This is a genomic window from Yinghuangia seranimata (assembly GCF_029953285.1).
GTDB classification, from domain to species: Bacteria; Actinomycetota; Actinomycetes; order Streptomycetales; family Streptomycetaceae; genus Yinghuangia; species Yinghuangia seranimata.
In genome coordinates, this window is the sequence record NZ_JASAOI010000040.1 from 40,130 (window position 1) to 58,391 (window position 18,262).

Consider the following 18,262-nt stretch of genomic DNA (forward strand, 5'->3'; position numbering starts at 1 on the left):
CCCACCGCCGTCCAAGGAGTCAGCACAGATGCGCATCCGTACTTTCGCCGCGGCCGCAGCGCTCGCCGCCGCCGTCCTCCTGGGCGGCGCCGGCCAGGCCGGCGCGCACGGCGACACCATCGTCTTCACGATCACCGAGCTGGGCGACGGGCATACCCGGGTGGCCGCCACCTGGGCGAACGACCACGACCCGGTCACCGAAAAGGTGGCCGGCACGCTCAGCGCGACGGCCGACGACGGCCGGACCGTCGGCCCGTGGAAGCTGGAGCCGGTGGCCGGCACTCCCGGCACGTTCACCACCCGCCTGGCCCTGCCACCCGGCCACTGGGCCGTCGTCGTGGAGTCCGGTTTCCCCGCACTCGGCCGCGGCCAGGCGGACCTCACCGTCACGGCGGTGCCGGGCACGGAGCCCAGCCCAAGCACCGTGATCGACCCGGTCGCCCCGTCCACGGCACCGTCCACCCCGGGACCCGCCTCCCCCGCCCCACCGGCACAAACCCCGATCGCCGCCCCGCCCTCCTCGTCGTCGAGCGATTCGGGACCCAGCCGGCTCATCATCGGCACGGTGCTCGTCGCCATCGTGCTGGTCGCCGCCGAACTGCTGCGCCGCCGCCGCGCAGCCCGCTGACCCGGGCCGCCCCGCCGTCCACCCGTCCGGTACGCCGCGTCCACGAGTTTCCCGATGCCCGCACCCGCCCAGAGCCGGCTCGAGGATGCGGTGGCGGAGGAGGGGGACTCGGGCTCGTCCGTGCATCCGCGTCATGATGCGCTTGACCCGCGTGTTGCCGCTTTCGGTGCGTCCCGTGGTGGTGGGGCGGCGTGAGAGCTGCATCGGCGTCCGCACGGTCGAGTTCGAGGCCGTTCGCTAGAGCTTGCAGCGAGGAATCGCGGTCATGCAAGGGCATGGTGATGGGTCCCGGCGTCGTCCGTGGTGGCCGAATCGGCTGTCCAGAAGGTGCCGTCGGGGTAGCGGTAGGCGTCGATGCTTGCCTGGTGCATGGTGGCCGAGAAGCCCGGCGTGGTCGGTGCCAGGTAGTGGCCGTGGCCGACCCTCGCGGGGTCGAGGAAGTGCTCGTGCAGGTGGTCGGTGAATTCGATCGTGCGGTCATCGGTGGTGCCCGATAGGGCGACGTAGTCGAACATCGAAAGGTGCTGGACCAGTTCGCTCAGTCCGACGCCGCCCGCGTGCGGGCAGACGGGGATGCCGAACTTGGCGGCGAGCAGGAGGATGGCCAGGTTCTCGTTGACGCCGCCGACCCGGGTGGAGTCCAACTGCAGGACGTCGATGGCGTCTGCCTGGAGCAGTTGCTTGAAGACGATGCGGTTCTGCACGTGTTCGCCGGTGGCCACCTTGACCGGGTGGACGCTGCGGCGGACGGCGGCGTGGCCGAGGATGTCGTCCGGGCTGGTGGGCTCTTCGATCCAGTACGGGTTGAACTCCGCCAGCGCGCGTGTCCATTCGATGGCCTCGGGGACGTCCCAGCGCTGATTGGCGTCGATCGCCATGCGTATGTCCCAGCCGACGGCTTCGCGGGCGGCGCGGCACCGGCGGATGTCGTCCTGGAGGTCGGCGCCGACCTTCAGCTTGATCTGGGTGAAGCCGTCCGCGACCGCCTGCTTGGCGAGGCGGGTGAGCTTTTCGTCGGAATAGCCGAGCCAGCCGGGCGAGGTGGTGTACGCGGGATAGCCGCGGTGGAGCAGTTCGGCTGCGCGGTCGTCGGCGCCGTGCTTGCCGTGGCGCAGTAGGGCCAGGGCATCGTCGTAAGTAAGCGCGTCGCTGATGTGGCGGAAGTCGACCTGGGAAGCCAGCCATGCGGGGTCGGCGTCGGCGAGGAGCCGCCACAGCGGCTTGCCCTCCCGCTTGGCCGCGAGATCCCAGACCGCGTTGACGACAGCGCCGATGGCCATGTGCATGACGCCCTTCTCCGGGCCCAGCCAGCGCAGTTGGCTGTCGCCGGTCAGATCGCGGTACAGCGAGCCCGGGTCGGCGCACAGTTCGGCGACCGGTCGTCCGACGACGTACGGGCGAAGCGCGTCGATGGCTGCGACCTGGACGTCGTTACCGCGGCCGATGGTGAACGTGAAGCCGTGGCCCTCGGGTTCGCCGTCCGACGCGCGCAGCACGAGGTACGCGGCGGAGTAGTCGGGGTCCGGGTTCATGGCATCGGACCCGTCCAGGCCCCGCGAGGTGGGGAACCGGATGTCGTACGTGTCGAGGGCGGTGATGTGCGCCGTGCTCTGGGGCAACGTGCTGCCTTTCCTGGGGTGTTGGTGGAAATCACGGCCGACGTGTGGCACTCGGGTCGTCAGAACCCTTCCTGCACGTACCGGTCGAGCTGGCGTTCCAGGCTCAGCTCGAGGTGTTCGCGCATGGCTTCGGCGGCGCGTTCCGGGCTGCGGCGCAGCACGGCCCGCAGGATGCGGCCGTGCTCGACGACCGTTGCCGGACTGCCGCCCGTGACAGGGCTGAGCCTGAACAGGTGGAGGTGAACATGCAGGCGTTCGACCGCGGCCGCGAGCAGCGGCCTGCCTGAGGCCGCCGCAAGCACGTCGTGGAAGTGCTGATCCAGCATCGCGAAGCGGCCGTAGACGGCGTAGCTGTCGCCCGTGTCCGACTGGCCCTGCATCTCCTCGACCAACGTTTCGAGCCGGTCGAGTTCGGCGTTGCCGGCGTGCTCGGCGGCCAGGGCTGCGGCCGCGGGCTCGAGCAGCAGTCGCATTTCGAAGAGTTGCTCCATGTCGTGCCGGGCCAGCAGGACGGTGGCCCGGTATCCGGAGAGCGAGCGTTTGACCACCAGCCCTTCCGACTCGAGCCGGGCCATGGCTTCGCGAACGGGCGTGGGCGACACGCCCAGTGACCGGGAGACCGCCTCTATGCCCACCCTGGCGCCCGGTTGGATCACGTGGTCCATGAGCATCGCCTTGACCGCCTCGTAAACGCTGTCTGTCAGCGCCTCCCGCCGCGGCGCAGGAGGTGCCGGCCTCCGTGCGGACTCCGTCGCGTCTGCCGACATCTCCTCGGCCTCCTTTCGAACATGCATCGAGGCGCCCCCGCGCTATCGAGCAAGTCCCATAGGATTCTCACCCTTCGCCTTGCTCGTCAAGCGCTACAACCCAGGTCTTGACGTAGATAGCCACCCTGCTCCAGCATCACGGCATCGAAATCCTATTTGATTCGAGTGAGGCGTAGTCATGAACCGTCGCAGAACCGCACTGTCGACCGCCGCCGCCTTGGTGCTGCTCGCCACCGCTTCGACCGCCTGCACCGTCAAGAGCTCGGACGAGCCCGGGGCCACGAGCGCGGCCCCTTCGGGGAAGGCCGGTGGCGGGACGGCCGAACTGGCCGACGGTTCCAAGGTCAAGGTCGCGCTGGTTCCGGGTGGAGCCCACCCGTACTTCCAGCCCTGGAAGCAGGCCGGTGACCAGGCCAAGCAGACCCTGCGGCTCGGCGACGCCACCTTCGACGAGACCGCCGAGTGGGACCAGCAGAAGCAGAACAACCTGCTCTCGACGCTCGCCGCCCGCGGCTACAACGCCTTCGGCATCTTCGGTGTGTCGCCGACCGACATCAACACCACCTTCGCGGACCTCAAGGCCCAGGGATTCGCGGTCGCCTCGCTGGGCTCCTGCCCCGCCGGGGACATCGACAAGGCGGACTTCTGCCTGTCCACGGACGTCGAACTCGCCGCCTACAAGGCGGCGAAGACCGCCATCGACGCCATGGGCGGCAAGGGCGCCCTGGTCCACCTGACGGGCAACAACGTCGACGCCAACACCCAGCTCCGCAAGAAGGGCGTGGAGAAGGCCGTGAAGGAGACCGGCGGCCAGGTCACACTTCTGCAGACCATCACCGACATCGACAAGGATCTCCAGACCGCCCAGAAGGCCGTGTCCGACCTGCTGGCCGCCAAGGGCGACCAGATCGCGGGCATCGTCTCCACCGCCTACAACCCGGCGGTCGCCGCGGCCGAAGCCGTGCACCAGTCCGGTTCGAAGGCCAAGGTCGTCGCCATCGACGACGACGCCAAGATCCTCTCCTCGGTCAAGGACGGCTCCGTCGTCGCCACCGTCGTCCAGAACCCCGTGGGCCAGGCGGAGATCGGCTCGTGGGTGCTGGCGCTGCTGCAGAGCAAGCAGTGCACCATGAAGCAGCCCGGCAAGGCCGTCGACTCCGGTTCCTTCGTCGTCACGAAGGACAACGTCGCCACCTACAACGACACGCGCAAGGAGACGACCGCGCAGCTCAAGAAGCAGTTCGCCGGCGAGCTCCTCTCCTGCGGCTGACCGCCCGGCCAGGACACAGAAAGTCAGCGACGCGCATGAGCATCATCACGCACGCGACGGCCCTGCTGGCCGACATCGAGGTGGAGACCGAACGCACGGACGCCGTGCAGGCGTTCGTGAAGCAGGAGACCATCCTCGTCACAATCTCGACAGCCGACGGCCTGACGGGAACCGGCTACGCCTACACGATCGGCACCGGCGGAACCTCGGTCCTGGCCCTCCTCCGGGAGCACCTCCTTCCGCTCCTCGCCGGCCAGGACGCCCGCAACGTCGAGGCACTCTGGCAGCGGCTCTTCGCTCACACCCGCGCCACCACCACCGGAGCCCTCACCTCGCTCGCCCTCGCCGCCGTCGACACAGCCCTGTGGGACCTGCGCTGCAAACGCGCCGGCGAACCCCTGTGGCGGCTTGCCGGCGGCCACCGCCGGGAAGTCCCTGTCTACGACACCGAGGGCGGCTGGCTCCATCTGAGCACCGAGGACCTGGTCAAGTCCGCGCTGGCCGCGCAGGAAGCGCAGTTCTCCGGCGTCAAGATCAAGGTCGGCAAGCCGCACGCCGCCGAGGACGCCGAGCGCCTGCGCGCCGTCCGCGAGGCGGTCGGCCCCGGGCTGCACATCATGACGGACGCCAACCAGTCGCAATCGCTGTCCTCCGCCGTCCAGCTTGCCGCCGCCCTGGAGCCCTACGACCCGTACTGGCTCGAAGAGCCCATGCCCGCGGACGACTTGAGCGGCCACGCCACGCTCGCCCGGTCCACCCGGATCCCGATCGCGGTCGGCGAATCCATGTACTCGCCCATGCAGTTCCGCAACTACCTGCAATCCGGCGGTGCTTCCGTGATCCAGGTCGACGTGGCCCGGGTCGGCGGCATCACCCCGTGGCTGAAGGTCGCGCACCTCGCGGAGACCTTCAACGTCATGGTCTGCCCGCACTTCCTGATGGAACTGCACGTCAGCCTGGTCGCCGCGGTCGCCAACGGCGCATATGTCGAGTACATACCGCAGCTGCGCGCCGTCACCCGCACCGAGATGGTCGTACGCGACGGTCTCGCCGTCGCGCCGGACGAGCCCGGCATCGGCATCGACTGGGACTTGGACGCCATCGACGACCGGAGGGTCTCGTGAAGACGGCCGTCAAACCCCCCGGCAGCGACACCGCCCGCCCCACCGACGGCGCCCGGCCGGCCCACCGTCTGCCCTTCTGGGTCAACCAGCAACTCGGCCTGCTGGTGCTCATCGTCGTGCTCGCCGCCGTGTTCGGGACGCTGCGGCCGGCCTTCTTCAACGAGCGGCTGGTGCTCTTCCCGCTGCTGCGCGACGTCTCCACGCTGACCGTGGTGGCACTGGCCCAGATGGTCGTCCTGTCGATCGGGCACATGAACCTCGCGGTCGGGCGCATGGCCGCCTTCGGCGCGTTCTTCGCCGGGTTCGGCTACGACCGGCTCGGACTCCCGCTGGTGCTGGGCCTGGTGCTGTGTCTCGTCGCAGGGGCAGCCGTCGGCGCGCTGACCGGCTGGATCATCGCCCGCACCGGCGTGAACTCGTTCGTCGTGACACTGGCCATGGACTTCGCCCTGCTGGGCCTGGTTCCGCTGCTGTACTCGGCGTGCACCGAGAACGCCGCGTTCACCACGCGGCCCGCCGGGCTCGCCGAACTGCGCTCCAGCTCGCTCGCAGACATCTGCCTCGGCCCGGTCTGCGGCTCACCCGCCGTCCCGCAGGTCGCCCAGTTCACCGTGCTCGCCCTCGCCGGCCTCGCGTTCCTCTACTACCGCACCCGAACGGGCCGCGAGCTGCTGCTCACGGGCGCCAACCCGGCCGCCGCCGAACTGTCCGGCATCCCCACCGGGCGCAGGGTCGTCCTCGCGCACGCGCTGTCCGGGACGCTCGCCGCCCTCGCCGGGTTCATGGCCGCGGTCGGCACCGGCACGTTCCGCGCCTCCATCGGCGACGACTTCATGCTCCCCTCGTTCCTCGGCGCCGTCCTCGGCGGCACCCTGCTCACCGGCGGCGCCGTGTCCGTCGTCGGAGCGCTGCTCGGTACGACGCTGGTCGGCGTCATCCGCAAGGGGCTCGACCTGCTCGGTGTCGGCCTGGAAAGCCTCAACATCTACCTCGGCTGCGTACTCCTGCTGGCCTTGTCCGCGGACCGGGTGCGCACGGTCGTGTCCTACCGCAAGGTGGTGCGCTCCACATGACGACGCTCCGCAACCAGGGCGCCGCGGCCCTTCCGGCTCTTCGGCGCTTTTCCCGGTCCACCACGATGACCCTGCTGTGTGTGGTCGTCGCCGGCTACGTCGGCCTCGGCATCGCCTCGTCCGGCTCCTTCCTCGAGGGGCCGTCCGTCCGCACCTTCCTGCAGTACCTCGCCACGCCCGTCCTCATCGGGCTGGCGCAGATGGTGGCGCTGTGCGTCGGCCAGCTCAACCTCGCGGTCGGCGCGCTCGGCGGCTTCAGCGCCTGCCTGATGGGCGTGCTGATGGCCGACCATGGCGTGCCGGCCGGCCCGGCGATCGTGATCGGCGTTGCGGCCGCGACGCTGATCGGCCTGCTGACCGGGATCTTCATCGTCGCCACCCAGATCAACGGCTTCATCGTCACGCTCGGCACGATGACGATCCTGCTCGGCGCGCAGTACCGGCTCTCCGGCACCCGCACCATCGACGGTTACTCGGACACGCTGCGCGACCTGGGCCGTTCGGCGCCGCTGAACATCCCCCTGGTGTTCCTCACCGCATTGGCCACGGCCGCGCTGCTCGCGGCGTTCATGTACCGGACCGTCGCGGGGCGGCGCCTGCTGGCGGCCGGCGGCAATCCCGTCGCTGCCCGGCTCTCGGGCATCTCCACCGACCGGCAGATCGTCCTCGCGCACACCGTGTCGGGCCTGCTCGTCGGCATCGCCGCAGCCGTCGCCACCGCGTCGTTGCCCGGCGTGAACCGCAGTGTCGGCGGCGACTGGCTGCTACCGAGTTTTGCCGCGCCCATCATCGGCGGCGTCGCGCTCACCGGCGGCTCGGTGGCGGTGCTGGGCACCGTGCTCGCCGCGTTCGTCATGCGGCTGATCGACAGTGCTCGCGCCCAGTTCTCCCTCGACCCCAGCTGGGTGAACTTCCTCATCGGCGTGGTCGTCCTCGGCACGGTCGTCGGCGGCCGCATCCACCAGACCCGGATCGAGCGGAAGATCACGGCTCCCGGCGGCACTTCGTCGGCGCAGCCGAGGGGGGCCGCGCGTCCGGCCGCCGCCCTGCCGAGCACGAAAGGCGCCCGATGAGCGACGTTCTGCTTGAATGCGACAGCATCGTCAAGGTCTTCCCCGGGGTACGCGCCCTCGACGGCGTCGGCCTGACCATGACGGCGGGTTCCGTCCACGCCCTGCTGGGCGAGAACGGGGCGGGGAAGTCCACCCTGATCAAGGTGATCACGGGCGTCCACACGCCCGACGACGGCCGTTTGCTGCGACGCGGCGAGGAGATCCACCTGCGCTCCCCGCTGGACGCCACCCGCGCCGGCATCGGCGTGGTCCACCAGGAGCGCAACCTGATCCCGGGCTTCTCCGTGGCCGAGAACATCACGCTGCAAAACCCGCCCTCCCGCCGCGGACTGGTCGACCGGGACGCGATGACCGCGCCCGCCGAGCGCTGCCTGGCCGAGCTCGGCCTGGACCTCGACCCGCACCGACCGGTACGTGAACTATCGGTGGCACAGCAGCAGTTGGTCGAGATCGCCAAAGCGCTGTACACCGAGAGCCAGGTGCTCCTGCTCGACGAGCCCACCGCGTCGCTGTCCCCGCAGGAGGCCGAACACCTCTTCGACGTCGTGCGCCGACTCAAGGAGCGCGGCACGTGCGTGGTGTTCGTCAGCCACAAGCTCGAGGAGGTCTTCGCGATCTGCGACACCGTCACCGTCCTTCGGGACGGCCGGTCGGTACTGGAGTCGGCACCGCTCTCCGACTACGTGCAAGACGACGTGGTCACCTTGATGGTCGGCCGCCAGCACTCGGTAACGGACATGACCCCGCGGACGGTGGACCCCACGGCGCGGCCCGCCCTCTCCCTGTCCGGCCTGAACACGGCGGCCGGTCACCGTGACGTCAGCCTCGACATCCGTCCCGGCGAAATCGTCGGCTTGTACGGCCTGGTCGGCGCAGGGCGCAGTGAACTGGTCAAGGCCGTCCTCGGCCTCGACCGCGTCACCGGCGGCGAGATCCGTGTGGACGGCGAACCGGCCCGGATCCGGTCCCCGCGGGAGGCCCTGCACACCTACGGCATCGGGTACCTGACGGAGAACCGGAAGGAGGAAGGCGTCTTCCTGGAGCAGCCCATCGTCCGGAACATCACCGTGACCGTATGGAAGAAGCTCGCCCGGTTCCTCGGAGATATCTCCTCTCGCGCCGAGAAGGACGTCGCGCAGGACCTGGTCGACCGCCTCGGCATCCGCGTCTCCGGCCTGGCGCAGAACGCGGGCGAACTGTCGGGCGGCAACCAGCAGAAGGTCAGCCTGGCCAAGTGGCTCGCGGCAGAGACCCGACTGCTGGTCGTCGACGAGCCGACCGTCGGCGTGGACGTGCGCACCAAGCACGCCTTCCACGAACTGATCTGGGAACTGGCCCGCGGAGGACTGCCCATTCTGCTCATCAGCAGCGATCTGACGGAGATGATCACCCTGGCCGACCGGGTTCTCGTCATGGCCGACCACCGCATCCGCGGCGAGGTCCCCAACGACCACGACTACGACAACATGAGCGGCCAGATCATCCGGATCATCCACGACCGGGCGCACCCGGCCGCGGCGGCATCGAACGGCACCCCATGAGGCGTGTCGTCCAGGTGATCCGCGTGCTCCCCGAAAAGGCGGACGCTTACCGCGAGTTGCACCGCAACGTGCCCCTGCCGGTCCTCGACCGCCTCCGCGACTGCCACATCGCCAACTACTCGATCCACCTGCTCGGCGACCGTCTCTTCGCCTACTTCGAATACCACGGCGACGACCTGGCCGCGGACCTCGCCGCGATGGCCGACGACCCGGCGACCCGCGAGTGGTGGCAACGCACCGCCCCGTGCCAACGGCCCGTCGAGGAGGCCGCGCCGGGCACGTGGTGGGCCGACATGGAACAGGTCTTCCTCATGGAGTAGGCCCGCCCCGCCATCGCCCCGAACCACCGCGCGGCACGACCGGTGCCGCGACCGCAAGGAGAACCACGTGAAACTGCTGCGTCTCGGCGCCCCGGGTTCCGAACGCCCGGCCGTCCTGGCCGGCGACGGACGTACCTACGACCTCGCCGGACTGACCCGCGACATCGACGGGGCCTTCCTGGCCGCGGACGGCGTCGACCGGGTCCGCACCGCCCTGCGCGAAGGCCTGCTGCCCGAACTCGATCCCGCGGGACAGCGCGTGGGAGCACCGGTCGCCCGCCCGGGCAAGGTGGTCTGCGTCGGCCTCAACTACCGTGACCACGCCGCTGAAACAGGGGCTCCGGTGCCTGAGCGCCCGGTGGTGTTCATGAAGGACCCCGGCACCGTTGTGGGCCCCTATGACACCGTGCTCGTGCCGCGCGGCTCGGTGAAGACCGACTGGGAGGTCGAACTCGCGGTCGTCATCGGCCGCCGGGCCCGCTACCTGGACGATCCGCGGGACGCCGCCGGAGTGGTCGCGGGCTACGCGGTCAGCAACGACGTGTCCGAGCGCGCCTTCCAGCTGGAACTGTCCCCCCAGTGGGACCTCGGCAAGTCGTGCGAGACGTTCAATCCGCTCGGCCCCTGGCTGGTCACCGCCGACGAGGTGCCGGACGCGCAGGCACTCGGCCTGCGGCTGAGCGTCAACGGCGTGCCCCGGCAGAACGGCACGACCACGGACATGGTCTTCTCGGTCGCGCACATCGTCTGGTACCTGAGCCAGTACATGGTGCTGGAGCCCGGAGACGTCATCAACACCGGCACCCCGGCCGGGGTCGCGCTCGGCCTGCCCGGCACCCCCTACCTACGAGCCGGCGACACGGTGGAGCTGGAGATCGACGGACTCGGCCGTCAACGCCAGACCTTCGAGAACGCGTGAACGGGAAGGGACACCCAATGATGAGCGAACTCGACGGTCTCAAGGCCCTGGTGACCGGAGGGGCCTCCGGCATCGGCCGAGCCACCGCGGAACTGCTCGCGGCCCGCGGCGCCCTCGTCGCCGTACTCGACCTGGACCCCTCGTCCGTCGACAAGCCCCTGCGTGGGTACGCCGCCGACGTGTCGGACGACACCTCCGTGCGGTCCGCGGTCACCGCCGCGGCGGACGACCTCGGCGGCATCGACATCCTGGTCAACAACGCCGGCATCGGAGCCGCGGGCACCGTCGCGGACAACGACGACGCCGAATGGCACCGGGTCCTCGATGTGAACGTCCTGGGCATCGTCCGCACCACCCGCGCGGCCCTGCCGCTGCTGCGCGCCTCCGCGCACGCGGCCGTCGTCAACACCTGCTCGATCGCCGCGACCGCGGGACTTCCGCAGCGTGCGCTGTACAGCGCCAGCAAGGGCGCGGTCCAGGCGCTCACTCTGGCGATGGCGGCAGACCACGTACGTGAGGGGATACGCGTCAACTGCGTGAACCCCGGTACGGCCGACACCCCGTGGGTGGGCCGCCTCCTCGACCGGGCCGACGATCCGGCTGCCGAGCGGGCGGCGCTCAACGCCCGCCAGCCCATGGGCCGTCTGGTCACCGCGGACGAGGTGGCCGCCGCCATCGTCTACCTGGCGAGCCCGGCCGCCGCGTCCGTCACGGGCACGGCCCTCGCGGTGGACGGCGGCATGCAGGGTCTGCGGCTGCGTCCGGCGGGGCAGTGATGGCGCGTCTGCCGATCCGGACCCTCGGCCGCAGCGGTGTCCCCGTCACCGCCCTCGGTTTCGGCGCCGCCGCGATCGGCGGGCTTTTCGAGGACGTCGGCGAGGACGAGGCGGCGGCGACCGTGGAGGCCGCCTGGAACGCGGGCATCCGCTACTTCGACACCGCCCCGCACTACGGTGTGGGCCTGTCGGAACGACGGCTCGGCGCGGTTCTGCGGTCGAAGCCCCGGGATCAGTACACCGTGTCCACGAAGGTGGGCCGCGTGCTCGTGCCGCATGCAGGAGGCGGCGACGACCGGGCGAACGGCTTCGCCGTGCCCGCCACCCACACACGCAGATGGGACTTCAGCGCCGACGGGGTCCGCCGCTCGCTTGAGGACAGCCTCACCCGCCTCGGACTCGACCGCGTGGACCTGGTCCTGCTCCACGACCCCGACGACCACGAAGAACAGGCGTTCCGGGAGGCCTACCCGGCGCTCGAGGAGCTCCGCTCGCAGGGTGTCGTCCGGGCGATCGGCGCGGGGATGAACCAGAGCCGCATGCTGGCCCGGTTCGTGACCGACACCGACGTCGACGCGGTGCTGTGCGCCGGGCGCTACACGCTTCTCGACCAGGAGGCCCTGGGCACGCTGCTGCCCTCCGCGGCCGCGTCCGGCAAGAGCGTGCTCGTCGGCGGGATCTTCAACTCCGGGCTGCTGGCCGACCCCAGGCCCGGCGCGACGTACGACTACGCCGCCGCGCCCGAGGCTCTCGTGGGCCGCGCCCTGCGGATGCGCGCGGTCACCGAGGAGTTCGGCGTGCCGCTGCGCTCCGCCGCGCTCCGCTTTCCCTTCGGCCATTGCGCGATCACGTCGGTCCTGGTGGGTGCACGGTCGGCGGACCAGGTCAGGGACGCGACCTCGTTCTATGGCCGGCCGGTTCCCGACGCGATGTGGGAGGCTCTGCGCGAGCGGGGGCTGCTGCCCGGTGCGGTGCCGGTGCCGGACGACGAACCGGGAGGGAGCCTGTCGTGACGATCGTCGACGCCCACCACCACCTGTGGGACCTGACCGTACGCGACCAGGCGTGGACCGACGGCCCTGGACTCGCTCCGCTCCGCCGCTCCTTCGCCGTCCCGGACCTGGAGGCCGCCGTCGGCCCGGCCGGAGTGTCCGCCACCGTGCTGGTGGAGACGATCAACGTGGCCGAGGAGACCCCCGAGCTGCTGGCCCTGGCCGTCGCGAGCGACCTGATCGGCGCGGTGGTCGGGTGGACGGACTTGACGGCGCCGGACCTCACCGAGGCACTCGGATCGCTGCGGTCCCTCCCCGGTGGCGGTTACCTGCGCGGCATCCGCCACCAGGTCCAGGGCGAGCCCGACCCCGACTGGCTGACCCGGCCGGGCGTGCTGCGCGGCCTGCGCGCGGTCGCCGCGGCGGGGCTCGTGTACGACCTGGTCGTGCTGCCGCACCAGCTGCCCGCGGCGGCGCGGGCGGCCGCGGCCATACCCGAGCTCACCTTCGTCCTGGACCATCTCGGCAAGCCGCCGATCGCGTCCGCGCGGCACGAGCCGTGGGCGCAGCGGCTGAAGGCGTTCGCCGCGCTGCCGAACACCGTGTGCAAGCTCTCCGGGATGGTGACCGAGGCCGACTGGGCCTCCTGGACGGTCGACGACCTGCGGCCCTACGCCGACACCGTGATCGACGCGTTCGGCCCCGGACGGCTGATGTTCGGCTCGGACTGGCCGGTCTGCACGCTGGCCGCCGGCTATACCGGGGTCGTGCGCTCCGCCGGAGAACTCATCGCGGCGCTTTCCCCGGCCGAGCAGGCCGACATCTGGTCCGGCACCGCACGGCGTGTCTACCGGTTGGCCGACCCTCAGGCCGGCTGACTGCTGTCCGTCGGGCGGCGCCCTGATCCCTGGTCCGCACCGTCCGGGCGGGTCACTGCTCGCCGAACGCGCTGAGCTGGCGCTCCATGCTGCGGGTGAGGTGGTCGGTCATCGCCTCCGCGGCTCGGTCGGACCGGCGGCGCAGGATCGCCCGTACCACGCGCTCGTGTTCGTCGACCGTGGGATCGGCCGCGTCCTGGACCCCGCTGAGGCGGAAGATGTGCAGGTGGGAGTGGAGTCGCTCCACCGCATCCGCGAGGAGCGGCCGGTGGGCGGCTTCCGCGACGGCGTCGTGGAAGCGCTGGTCCAGCGCGGCGAAGTCGCGGTAGGCCAGGTACGGCCCGCTCGGGTCGGGCTGGGCCTGCATGGCCTCCAACGTCGCCTCGATGGCGTCGAGTTCGCCCTCGTCGGCGTTGTCGGCGGCGAGCGCGGCGGCGCGCGGCTCCAAGAGGAGCCGCATCTCGAACAGCTCCGCCACACCCTGACGGGTCAGCAGCTCGGTCGCCCGGTAGCCGGACAGAGAACGCTTGACGACGAGTCCGTCGGCTTCGAGGCGGGCGAGTGCCTCGCGCACCGGGGTCGGTGAGACGTCGAGGGCGCGGGCCAACGCCTCGATGTTGATGCGTGCGCCCGGGGCGATCTCGTGGTCCATGACCTTGGCCTTGATGTCTTCGTAGACACTGTCGGCCAGGCCCTTGCGGAGCGGCGGAGCGGGCTGATCACCCGTTCCCGCCTCGACGCCGGGGATGCGGGGGTCCCGGTCCGGCATCCGTTCTCCCTGTGCTGAGTGCCGTGGTCGCCAGCAGTTTAGCGACGTCCGACCCCGGACTGCGTGGCACAGCGATGTGCACGTCGGGCCGCCCGCGTCGGCGCGGTCTCCGGGACATCGACCGGGATGCCGACTGCCGGGCTTCCCCAACGGCGGTGGGTCGGTACCCTACGAACGGTTCACGTATGGCCGTTACCTGCCTTCGCAGCCGCTACGCCACGTCACCTGGAGCACAGTGAAGCGCGAACCGATCACGCCGGCATTGCCGGATGTCCAGATCCGCGACCCGTTCCTCCTCGTCACCGAAGGCCCGCCCGGCTACGTGCTGTTCGGCAGCACCGACCCGAACATCTGGGAAGGTCCGGGGACCGGATTCGACTGCTGGACCAGCACCGACCTCGCCGAGTGGCACGGGCCGGTACCGGCCTTCCGGCCGCCGGCCGACTTCTGGTCGACCGGGCAGTTCTGGGCGCCGGAGGTCCACGCCTACGCGGGCCGGTGGTACATGTTCGCCACGTTCGGCGGCGAAGGCACCGTCCGCGGCACAGCGATCCTCGTCGCGGACGCCCCGGCCGGCCCGTACGTCCCCTGGAGCGACGGGCCCGTCACCCCTGACGGCTGGGAATGCCTTGACGGAACCCTGCACGTGGACGCGGACGGCGCGCCGTGGATGGTCTTCTGCCGCGAGTGGTTGCAGGTCTGCGACGGCGAGATCCACGCCCAGCGCCTGAACGCCGACCTCCGCTCCGCGGCGGATGCCCCGCCCTCCCTCTTGTTCCGCGCATCCCAAGCCCCCTGGGCACGGGCGCTCAACGCTCCGAGCGGAGACGAGGAGCCGCAACCCGCCCCGGACGAGCAACTCGCGTACGTCACCGACGGCCCGTTCCTCCACCGCACCGGAGCCGGCACCCTGCTGATGCTCTGGTCGAGCTTCGGCACCGCCGGCTACGCGATGGGCGTGGCGCGCTCCGAATCCGGCCACATCCTCGGCCCGTGGGTCCAGCAGGAATCACCCCTGTGGTCGACCGACGGCGGCCACGGCATGATCGCCCGCCTCCGCGACGGCAGCCTTGCGCTGCTGCTGCACCAGCCCAATGAGACCCCGCACGAACGGGCCGTCCTCCACCGCCTCAGCGAAACACCGGACGGCGGGATCGAGCTCGACCCACCGCTGCCGGACACGAACGCCGTCCCATGAAACGCACCACGCCGGCCCGCGAAGGCACGCACCGTCCCCACCGCAGGCTGCCAGCCATCACCGGCTTGAGGCGGGGCCGTGCCGCCTGAACTGCCGGCCTTCGCCCTGCGGCGGGGTTAAGCCCTTCAAGCGGCGGTACCCGAATGCCCTGAAAGAGGTGCCGTCTCCGCCTCCCGCGCGACCGCCGAGGCGGGCGGGACGCGAGGATTGCGGCGATGCGCCGGACCAGCGTCTCGCCCACCCTCGGACGGTTCTTGTTATCCCCGGGTTGTGCTGCGGTCTCCCAAGGGGTCGGTCGAGTGGAACCGAACCTTCCGGAAGGAGACAACGCACGTGCGACGCAACCTCCACGCGGGTTCTTCTGTGGTGGGCTCCGGGACGGCCGATCGGGACCGACGTACCCGGAGACGCGTGCCAGAGGCTGTTGTCGTCGCGGGGTGCGCCCTGTACGCGTTCCTCGCCCCTGTGGCCCATGCGGCGACCGCGCCGATTCCGGGGTCGCCGCTCGACGCATACGACAGGAACATCCCGTACGACACAGGCGTCCACAGGATCGCCAGGCTGGCCGCCCTCATCGCATACGTGCTGATGATCGCCACTGTCGTCTTCGGAGTCATGCTGCGGCTGCGGTTCATGCAGCGCCTGGTCAACCGGTCGACGTTCTACGGCGCGCACATGACGCTGGCGCTGACAGCCGTGATCTTCGGTGGGATACACGGCCTGACCTTCCTCTATCAGCCGGTCTGGCGCATCGGGTGGCCGCAGTTGACGGTCCCGTTCCTCGGCGGCGTGCAGCGGGTACCGGTCGGGCTGGGCATCCTGGGAACTGAACTGGCGGTCGCCGTCGCCTGCTCGGTTTGGCTGCAACGCCGCCTGGGCTACCACCGCTGGCTTCGAACTCACCAACTGGCCTACGCCGCGTTCGCGTTGATCTGGCTGCACATATTCCTCGTGCACCCGGAGCCCCGCCATCTCAACCCGGTCGCGGTCGGCGTCGCGGTCGGCGCCGGCTCAGTACTCCTGGTCTGGCTGATCCGAATCCTGCCTTCGCAGTCACGACTGCGTCAGAAGGCCTTCACGAGCGGTACCGGGGGCGACCGATGACGGTGCCGCACCAAGGGCCTTTGCCGGCGCCTGTTCTGTCCGTGCCGTCACCTCGACTCGGCGGCAACGCACCGACGTTCCTCCCGCCGGCGGTGCCGGCGGAGTCTTTCGATCTTCCGCGCCCCGCCCTCATTCCGGAGGCGGCCCCTGTACGGATCGGCGTCGACAACAACCGCTGCCACATCTACGGCATCTGCCAACAGGAGGCGCCCGAGGTCTTCCGGATCTCCACGGGCGGTTCGCTGCACTACACACGGAGAGTGCCGGCGACGTTCGCGGCCAAGGCGCGCCAGGCGGCGCGATGTTGCCCGATGCAGGCCATCACGATCAGCACCGAGCGCGGCCCACGGCCTCCGGCTGCGCACACGATGCGTCGCGGTGCGGTGGCCAGGACCGACCGCAAGCGCATCGTCATCGCAGGCGGCGGCCTGGCCGGCCTCAGTGCGGGAATCAGACTGAGGGAACGGGGATTCGACGGTGAACTCGTCGTCGTCGGCGAGGAATCCCTGCACCCCTACAGCCGACCCCCGCTGTCCAAGCAGTACTTGTCGGGCGCGTTGCGCGCGGAGCAGCTCACGTTCACCGCGGACAAGGACCTGGACGCCCACTGGCTGCTTGACACCCGAATGATCTCCCTCGACCTTCGCAGATCGAGGGTGGAACTGCGCGGCGGAGAGCTGCTGGCCTTCGACGGACTCGTCGTCGCGACCGGAGTGGACGCCAAACGCTTTCCCGAAACCCCTGTGGTCAGCGAACGAATACGCACTGTCCGGACCCTGCGTGACGCGGCGTCGATCCGGCAGGCGATGCACGAGGCGCGGGTCCGCCACGTGGTGATCATCGGCGGCGGGTTCGTCGGATGCGAACTTGCCTGTACCGCAAGAGAGCACGGCATGGATGTCACGCTCGTGGTCCACAGCGCGCCGTTGCTGCGACGGGTCCTGGGCCGCCAGGTGGGGGCCGTCGTAGGAGATGTCCAACGCCGGGCCGGCGTAGACGTGAGGCTCGACACGAAGATCACCGACTGGCGGGACTACGGCGACGTCCTGCGGTTGTTTCTCGACGACGGCGCCGTCCTCGACTGCGACTTCGTGGTGCTCGGTCTGGGCGGCGAGCCACGGACCGAATGGCTGCGCGGCAGCGGGTTGGAGATCTCCGACGGCGTGCTGTGCGGGCCCACGGGCCACGTGGTCGACCTAGCGGGGCGGACGGTTCCGCACGTGGTGGCCGCAGGTGACGTCGCCCGCTGGCCCAATCCGCGGTTCGACACGCAGCCGCGCAGGGTCGAACACCTCATCCACGCCGTCGAGATGGGCCAGCACGCCGCGGACTCGCTGCTGCGCGGCCCGCAACGCGCCGCCCGCTTCGCGCCGGTCCCACGCTTCTGGTCCGAGCAGCACGGCGTGCGGATCCAGGCCGTGGGCATGCCGGCCCTGGGTACCGAGGTCGAGATCGTGGAAGGGACCCTGCGTTCGGAGCGGTTCATCGCGCGATACACCCGGCAAACCCCGTACGGCCCGCAGATCGTCGGTTGCGTCGCGTTCGACATGCCGCTCGAACTTCTCGCGTACCGCGACCAGATAGGGGGAGCCCGCCCCCTTTCCAGTGGCGCGGGAAGGAGGAAGCGCCGATGAGCCATGCCGTCCACAACCGCAGACGCCGCTCCGCACGGGTCTTCACCACCGGGCCTGTGTCGCGGTTGCTCAGTCTGCCTGCCCGGCTCCATCTGCGATGGCTTGTCATCCTGGTCGTGACCGCGGTGGTCATGGGCTTCTATATCAGCATCCTGGTCACCGCTCCCCCGATGCCGCCGGGCAAGGCACCCGCCACCGTCGGCGGAGAGCCCGGTCTCTCGACGTCACCGGCAAAGATCACCCGGCGCTAGACCCGACGACGAGTCAGCGTGCTCGTCGGTCCGACTGCTGTCGGTGAGCCCGGTGCGGGAAGACGGAAGGCGAGTCACGACCGAGAACGCGCTTTTGATCGGTCGTGGCGGTTGTGGGCGCGCCGCGCCGAGTTTCCGGCCGGCAGCTGCGCGTCAGAGGTCGGGGTAGGAGCGCCGCAGGTGCTCGTCGACGGAGTGGGCGGGCACACCCATCACGGTCCGGGTCAGCCGAGCCGACGACGCGCTCACCATCCGCGCGCGCTCGGCCGATCATCGGTCCCGCCGACGCCGGCGTGCACGAGAACCCCTGAGCGCACGAGACACCT

General features: G+C 70.4%; 18 protein-coding genes and 1 pseudogene. 15 read left to right on the forward strand and 4 right to left on the reverse strand.

What is annotated here, in order from left to right; translation table 11 throughout:
• Positions 1-28: 28 nt before the first annotated feature.
• Entirely contained in the window at positions 29-628 is a 600-nt protein-coding gene (locus tag QI554_RS25260; RefSeq protein WP_281472757.1) for a hypothetical protein, read from the forward strand.
• An 81-nt stretch (positions 629-709) separates the two neighbouring features.
• Here QI554_RS25260 and QI554_RS25265 read toward each other — a convergent pair.
• The 3 genes and pseudogenes from QI554_RS25265 to QI554_RS25275 form a co-directional block, all read right to left on the reverse strand.
• Positions 710-878, reverse strand: a pseudogene (locus tag QI554_RS25265) (ISL3 family transposase); the annotation flags it as partial.
• Positions 879-891: 13 nt separating this feature from the next.
• The gene (locus QI554_RS25270) at positions 892-2,247 is read right to left on the reverse strand and encodes an L-fuconate dehydratase (RefSeq protein ID WP_281472616.1); all 1,356 of its coding nucleotides are present in this window, start codon (positions 2,245-2,247) and stop codon (positions 892-894) included.
• Positions 2,248-2,306: 59 nt separating this feature from the next.
• A complete protein-coding gene (locus QI554_RS25275; RefSeq protein WP_281472617.1) occupies positions 2,307-3,014 on the reverse strand; it encodes a GntR family transcriptional regulator in 708 nt (235 codons plus the stop codon).
• 178 nt (positions 3,015-3,192) lie between these two features.
• Between QI554_RS25275 and QI554_RS25280 the strand changes: the two genes are divergently transcribed.
• From QI554_RS25280 to QI554_RS25325, 10 genes are all read left to right on the forward strand, one after another.
• Positions 3,193-4,284: a sugar ABC transporter substrate-binding protein gene (locus QI554_RS25280; RefSeq protein WP_281472618.1), complete on the forward strand. Its 1,092-nt coding sequence runs from the start codon at positions 3,193-3,195 to the stop codon at positions 4,282-4,284.
• Positions 4,285-4,319: 35 nt separating this feature from the next.
• Positions 4,320-5,408 carry a mandelate racemase/muconate lactonizing enzyme family protein gene (locus QI554_RS25285; protein WP_281472619.1) on the forward strand — a complete coding sequence of 363 codons (1,089 nt, stop codon included), beginning with the start codon at positions 4,320-4,322 and terminating at the stop codon, positions 5,406-5,408.
• Positions 5,405-6,481, forward strand: a complete 1,077-nt coding sequence (locus tag QI554_RS25290) for an ABC transporter permease (protein WP_425528046.1) — start codon at positions 5,405-5,407, stop codon at positions 6,479-6,481. The genes QI554_RS25285 and QI554_RS25290 overlap by 4 nt, the downstream gene beginning before the upstream one ends.
• Positions 6,478-7,554, forward strand: coding sequence for an ABC transporter permease (locus tag QI554_RS25295; protein WP_281472620.1), 1,077 nt, complete (start codon positions 6,478-6,480; stop codon positions 7,552-7,554). The genes QI554_RS25290 and QI554_RS25295 overlap by 4 nt, the downstream gene beginning before the upstream one ends.
• Positions 7,551-9,095, forward strand: a complete 1,545-nt coding sequence (locus QI554_RS25300) for a sugar ABC transporter ATP-binding protein (protein WP_281472622.1) — start codon at positions 7,551-7,553, stop codon at positions 9,093-9,095. Before QI554_RS25295 ends, QI554_RS25300 begins: the two co-directional genes overlap by 4 nt.
• Positions 9,092-9,415, forward strand: a complete 324-nt coding sequence (locus tag QI554_RS25305; RefSeq protein WP_281472623.1) for an L-rhamnose mutarotase — start codon at positions 9,092-9,094, stop codon at positions 9,413-9,415. Before QI554_RS25300 ends, QI554_RS25305 begins: the two co-directional genes overlap by 4 nt.
• Before the next feature lie 67 nt (positions 9,416-9,482).
• Positions 9,483-10,334 (forward strand): fumarylacetoacetate hydrolase family protein, encoded by an 852-nt coding sequence (locus QI554_RS25310; RefSeq protein WP_281472624.1) that lies wholly within the window; start codon positions 9,483-9,485, stop codon positions 10,332-10,334.
• Positions 10,335-10,354: 20 nt separating this feature from the next.
• On the forward strand, positions 10,355-11,110 hold the full coding sequence (locus tag QI554_RS25315) for an SDR family NAD(P)-dependent oxidoreductase (protein ID WP_281472625.1): 756 nt from the start codon (positions 10,355-10,357) through the stop codon (positions 11,108-11,110).
• The gene (locus QI554_RS25320; protein ID WP_281472627.1) at positions 11,110-12,123 is read left to right on the forward strand and encodes an aldo/keto reductase; all 1,014 of its coding nucleotides are present in this window, start codon (positions 11,110-11,112) and stop codon (positions 12,121-12,123) included. The genes QI554_RS25315 and QI554_RS25320 overlap by 1 nt, the downstream gene beginning before the upstream one ends.
• Positions 12,120-12,980, forward strand: a complete 861-nt coding sequence (locus QI554_RS25325) for an amidohydrolase family protein (RefSeq protein ID WP_281472629.1) — start codon at positions 12,120-12,122, stop codon at positions 12,978-12,980. Before QI554_RS25320 ends, QI554_RS25325 begins: the two co-directional genes overlap by 4 nt.
• Before the next feature lie 52 nt (positions 12,981-13,032).
• On the opposite strand, the gene QI554_RS25330 is transcribed toward QI554_RS25325, so the two are convergent.
• The gene (locus tag QI554_RS25330) at positions 13,033-13,749 is read right to left on the reverse strand and encodes a GntR family transcriptional regulator (protein WP_281472631.1); all 717 of its coding nucleotides are present in this window, start codon (positions 13,747-13,749) and stop codon (positions 13,033-13,035) included.
• Between the two features lie 235 nt (positions 13,750-13,984).
• On the opposite strand from QI554_RS25330, the gene QI554_RS25335 reads away from it, so the two are divergent.
• The 4 genes from QI554_RS25335 (at position 13,985) to QI554_RS25350 (ending at position 17,936) form a co-directional block, all read left to right on the forward strand.
• Positions 13,985-14,947: a glycoside hydrolase family 43 protein gene (locus QI554_RS25335; RefSeq protein WP_281472632.1), complete on the forward strand. Its 963-nt coding sequence runs from the start codon at positions 13,985-13,987 to the stop codon at positions 14,945-14,947.
• A 333-nt stretch (positions 14,948-15,280) separates the two neighbouring features.
• Positions 15,281-16,051 (forward strand): ferric reductase-like transmembrane domain-containing protein, encoded by a 771-nt coding sequence (locus QI554_RS25340; RefSeq protein WP_281472633.1) that lies wholly within the window; start codon positions 15,281-15,283, stop codon positions 16,049-16,051.
• 41 nt (positions 16,052-16,092) lie between these two features.
• Positions 16,093-17,685, forward strand: coding sequence for an FAD-dependent oxidoreductase (locus QI554_RS25345; RefSeq protein WP_281472635.1), 1,593 nt, complete (start codon positions 16,093-16,095; stop codon positions 17,683-17,685).
• The gene (locus QI554_RS25350; RefSeq protein ID WP_281472636.1) at positions 17,682-17,936 is read left to right on the forward strand and encodes a hypothetical protein; all 255 of its coding nucleotides are present in this window, start codon (positions 17,682-17,684) and stop codon (positions 17,934-17,936) included. The genes QI554_RS25345 and QI554_RS25350 overlap by 4 nt, the downstream gene beginning before the upstream one ends.
• The last annotated feature ends 326 nt before the right edge of the window (positions 17,937-18,262 follow it).

What these genes read in the sequence shown, in the direction of transcription:
- QI554_RS25260 (WP_281472757.1), top strand. Translation starts at nt 29, where the DNA reads ATGCGCATCCGTACTTTCGCCGCGGCCGCAGCGCTCGCCGCCGCCGTC.
- QI554_RS25315 (WP_281472625.1), top strand. Translation starts at nt 10,355, where the DNA reads ATGAGCGAACTCGACGGTCTCAAGGCCCTGGTGACCGGAGGGGCCTCC.
- QI554_RS25285 (WP_281472619.1), top strand. Translation starts at nt 4,320, where the DNA reads ATGAGCATCATCACGCACGCGACGGCCCTGCTGGCCGACATCGAGGTG.
- QI554_RS25330 (WP_281472631.1), bottom strand. Translation starts at nt 13,749, where the DNA reads ATGCCGGACCGGGACCCCCGCATCCCCGGCGTCGAGGCGGGAACGGGT.
- QI554_RS25295 (WP_281472620.1), top strand. Translation starts at nt 6,478, where the DNA reads ATGACGACGCTCCGCAACCAGGGCGCCGCGGCCCTTCCGGCTCTTCGG.
- QI554_RS25350 (WP_281472636.1), top strand. Translation starts at nt 17,682, where the DNA reads ATGAGCCATGCCGTCCACAACCGCAGACGCCGCTCCGCACGGGTCTTC.
- QI554_RS25300 (WP_281472622.1), top strand. Translation starts at nt 7,551, where the DNA reads ATGAGCGACGTTCTGCTTGAATGCGACAGCATCGTCAAGGTCTTCCCC.
- QI554_RS25280 (WP_281472618.1), top strand. Translation starts at nt 3,193, where the DNA reads ATGAACCGTCGCAGAACCGCACTGTCGACCGCCGCCGCCTTGGTGCTG.
- QI554_RS25320 (WP_281472627.1), top strand. Translation starts at nt 11,110, where the DNA reads ATGGCGCGTCTGCCGATCCGGACCCTCGGCCGCAGCGGTGTCCCCGTC.
- QI554_RS25275 (WP_281472617.1), bottom strand. Translation starts at nt 3,014, where the DNA reads ATGTCGGCAGACGCGACGGAGTCCGCACGGAGGCCGGCACCTCCTGCG.
- QI554_RS25305 (WP_281472623.1), top strand. Translation starts at nt 9,092, where the DNA reads ATGAGGCGTGTCGTCCAGGTGATCCGCGTGCTCCCCGAAAAGGCGGAC.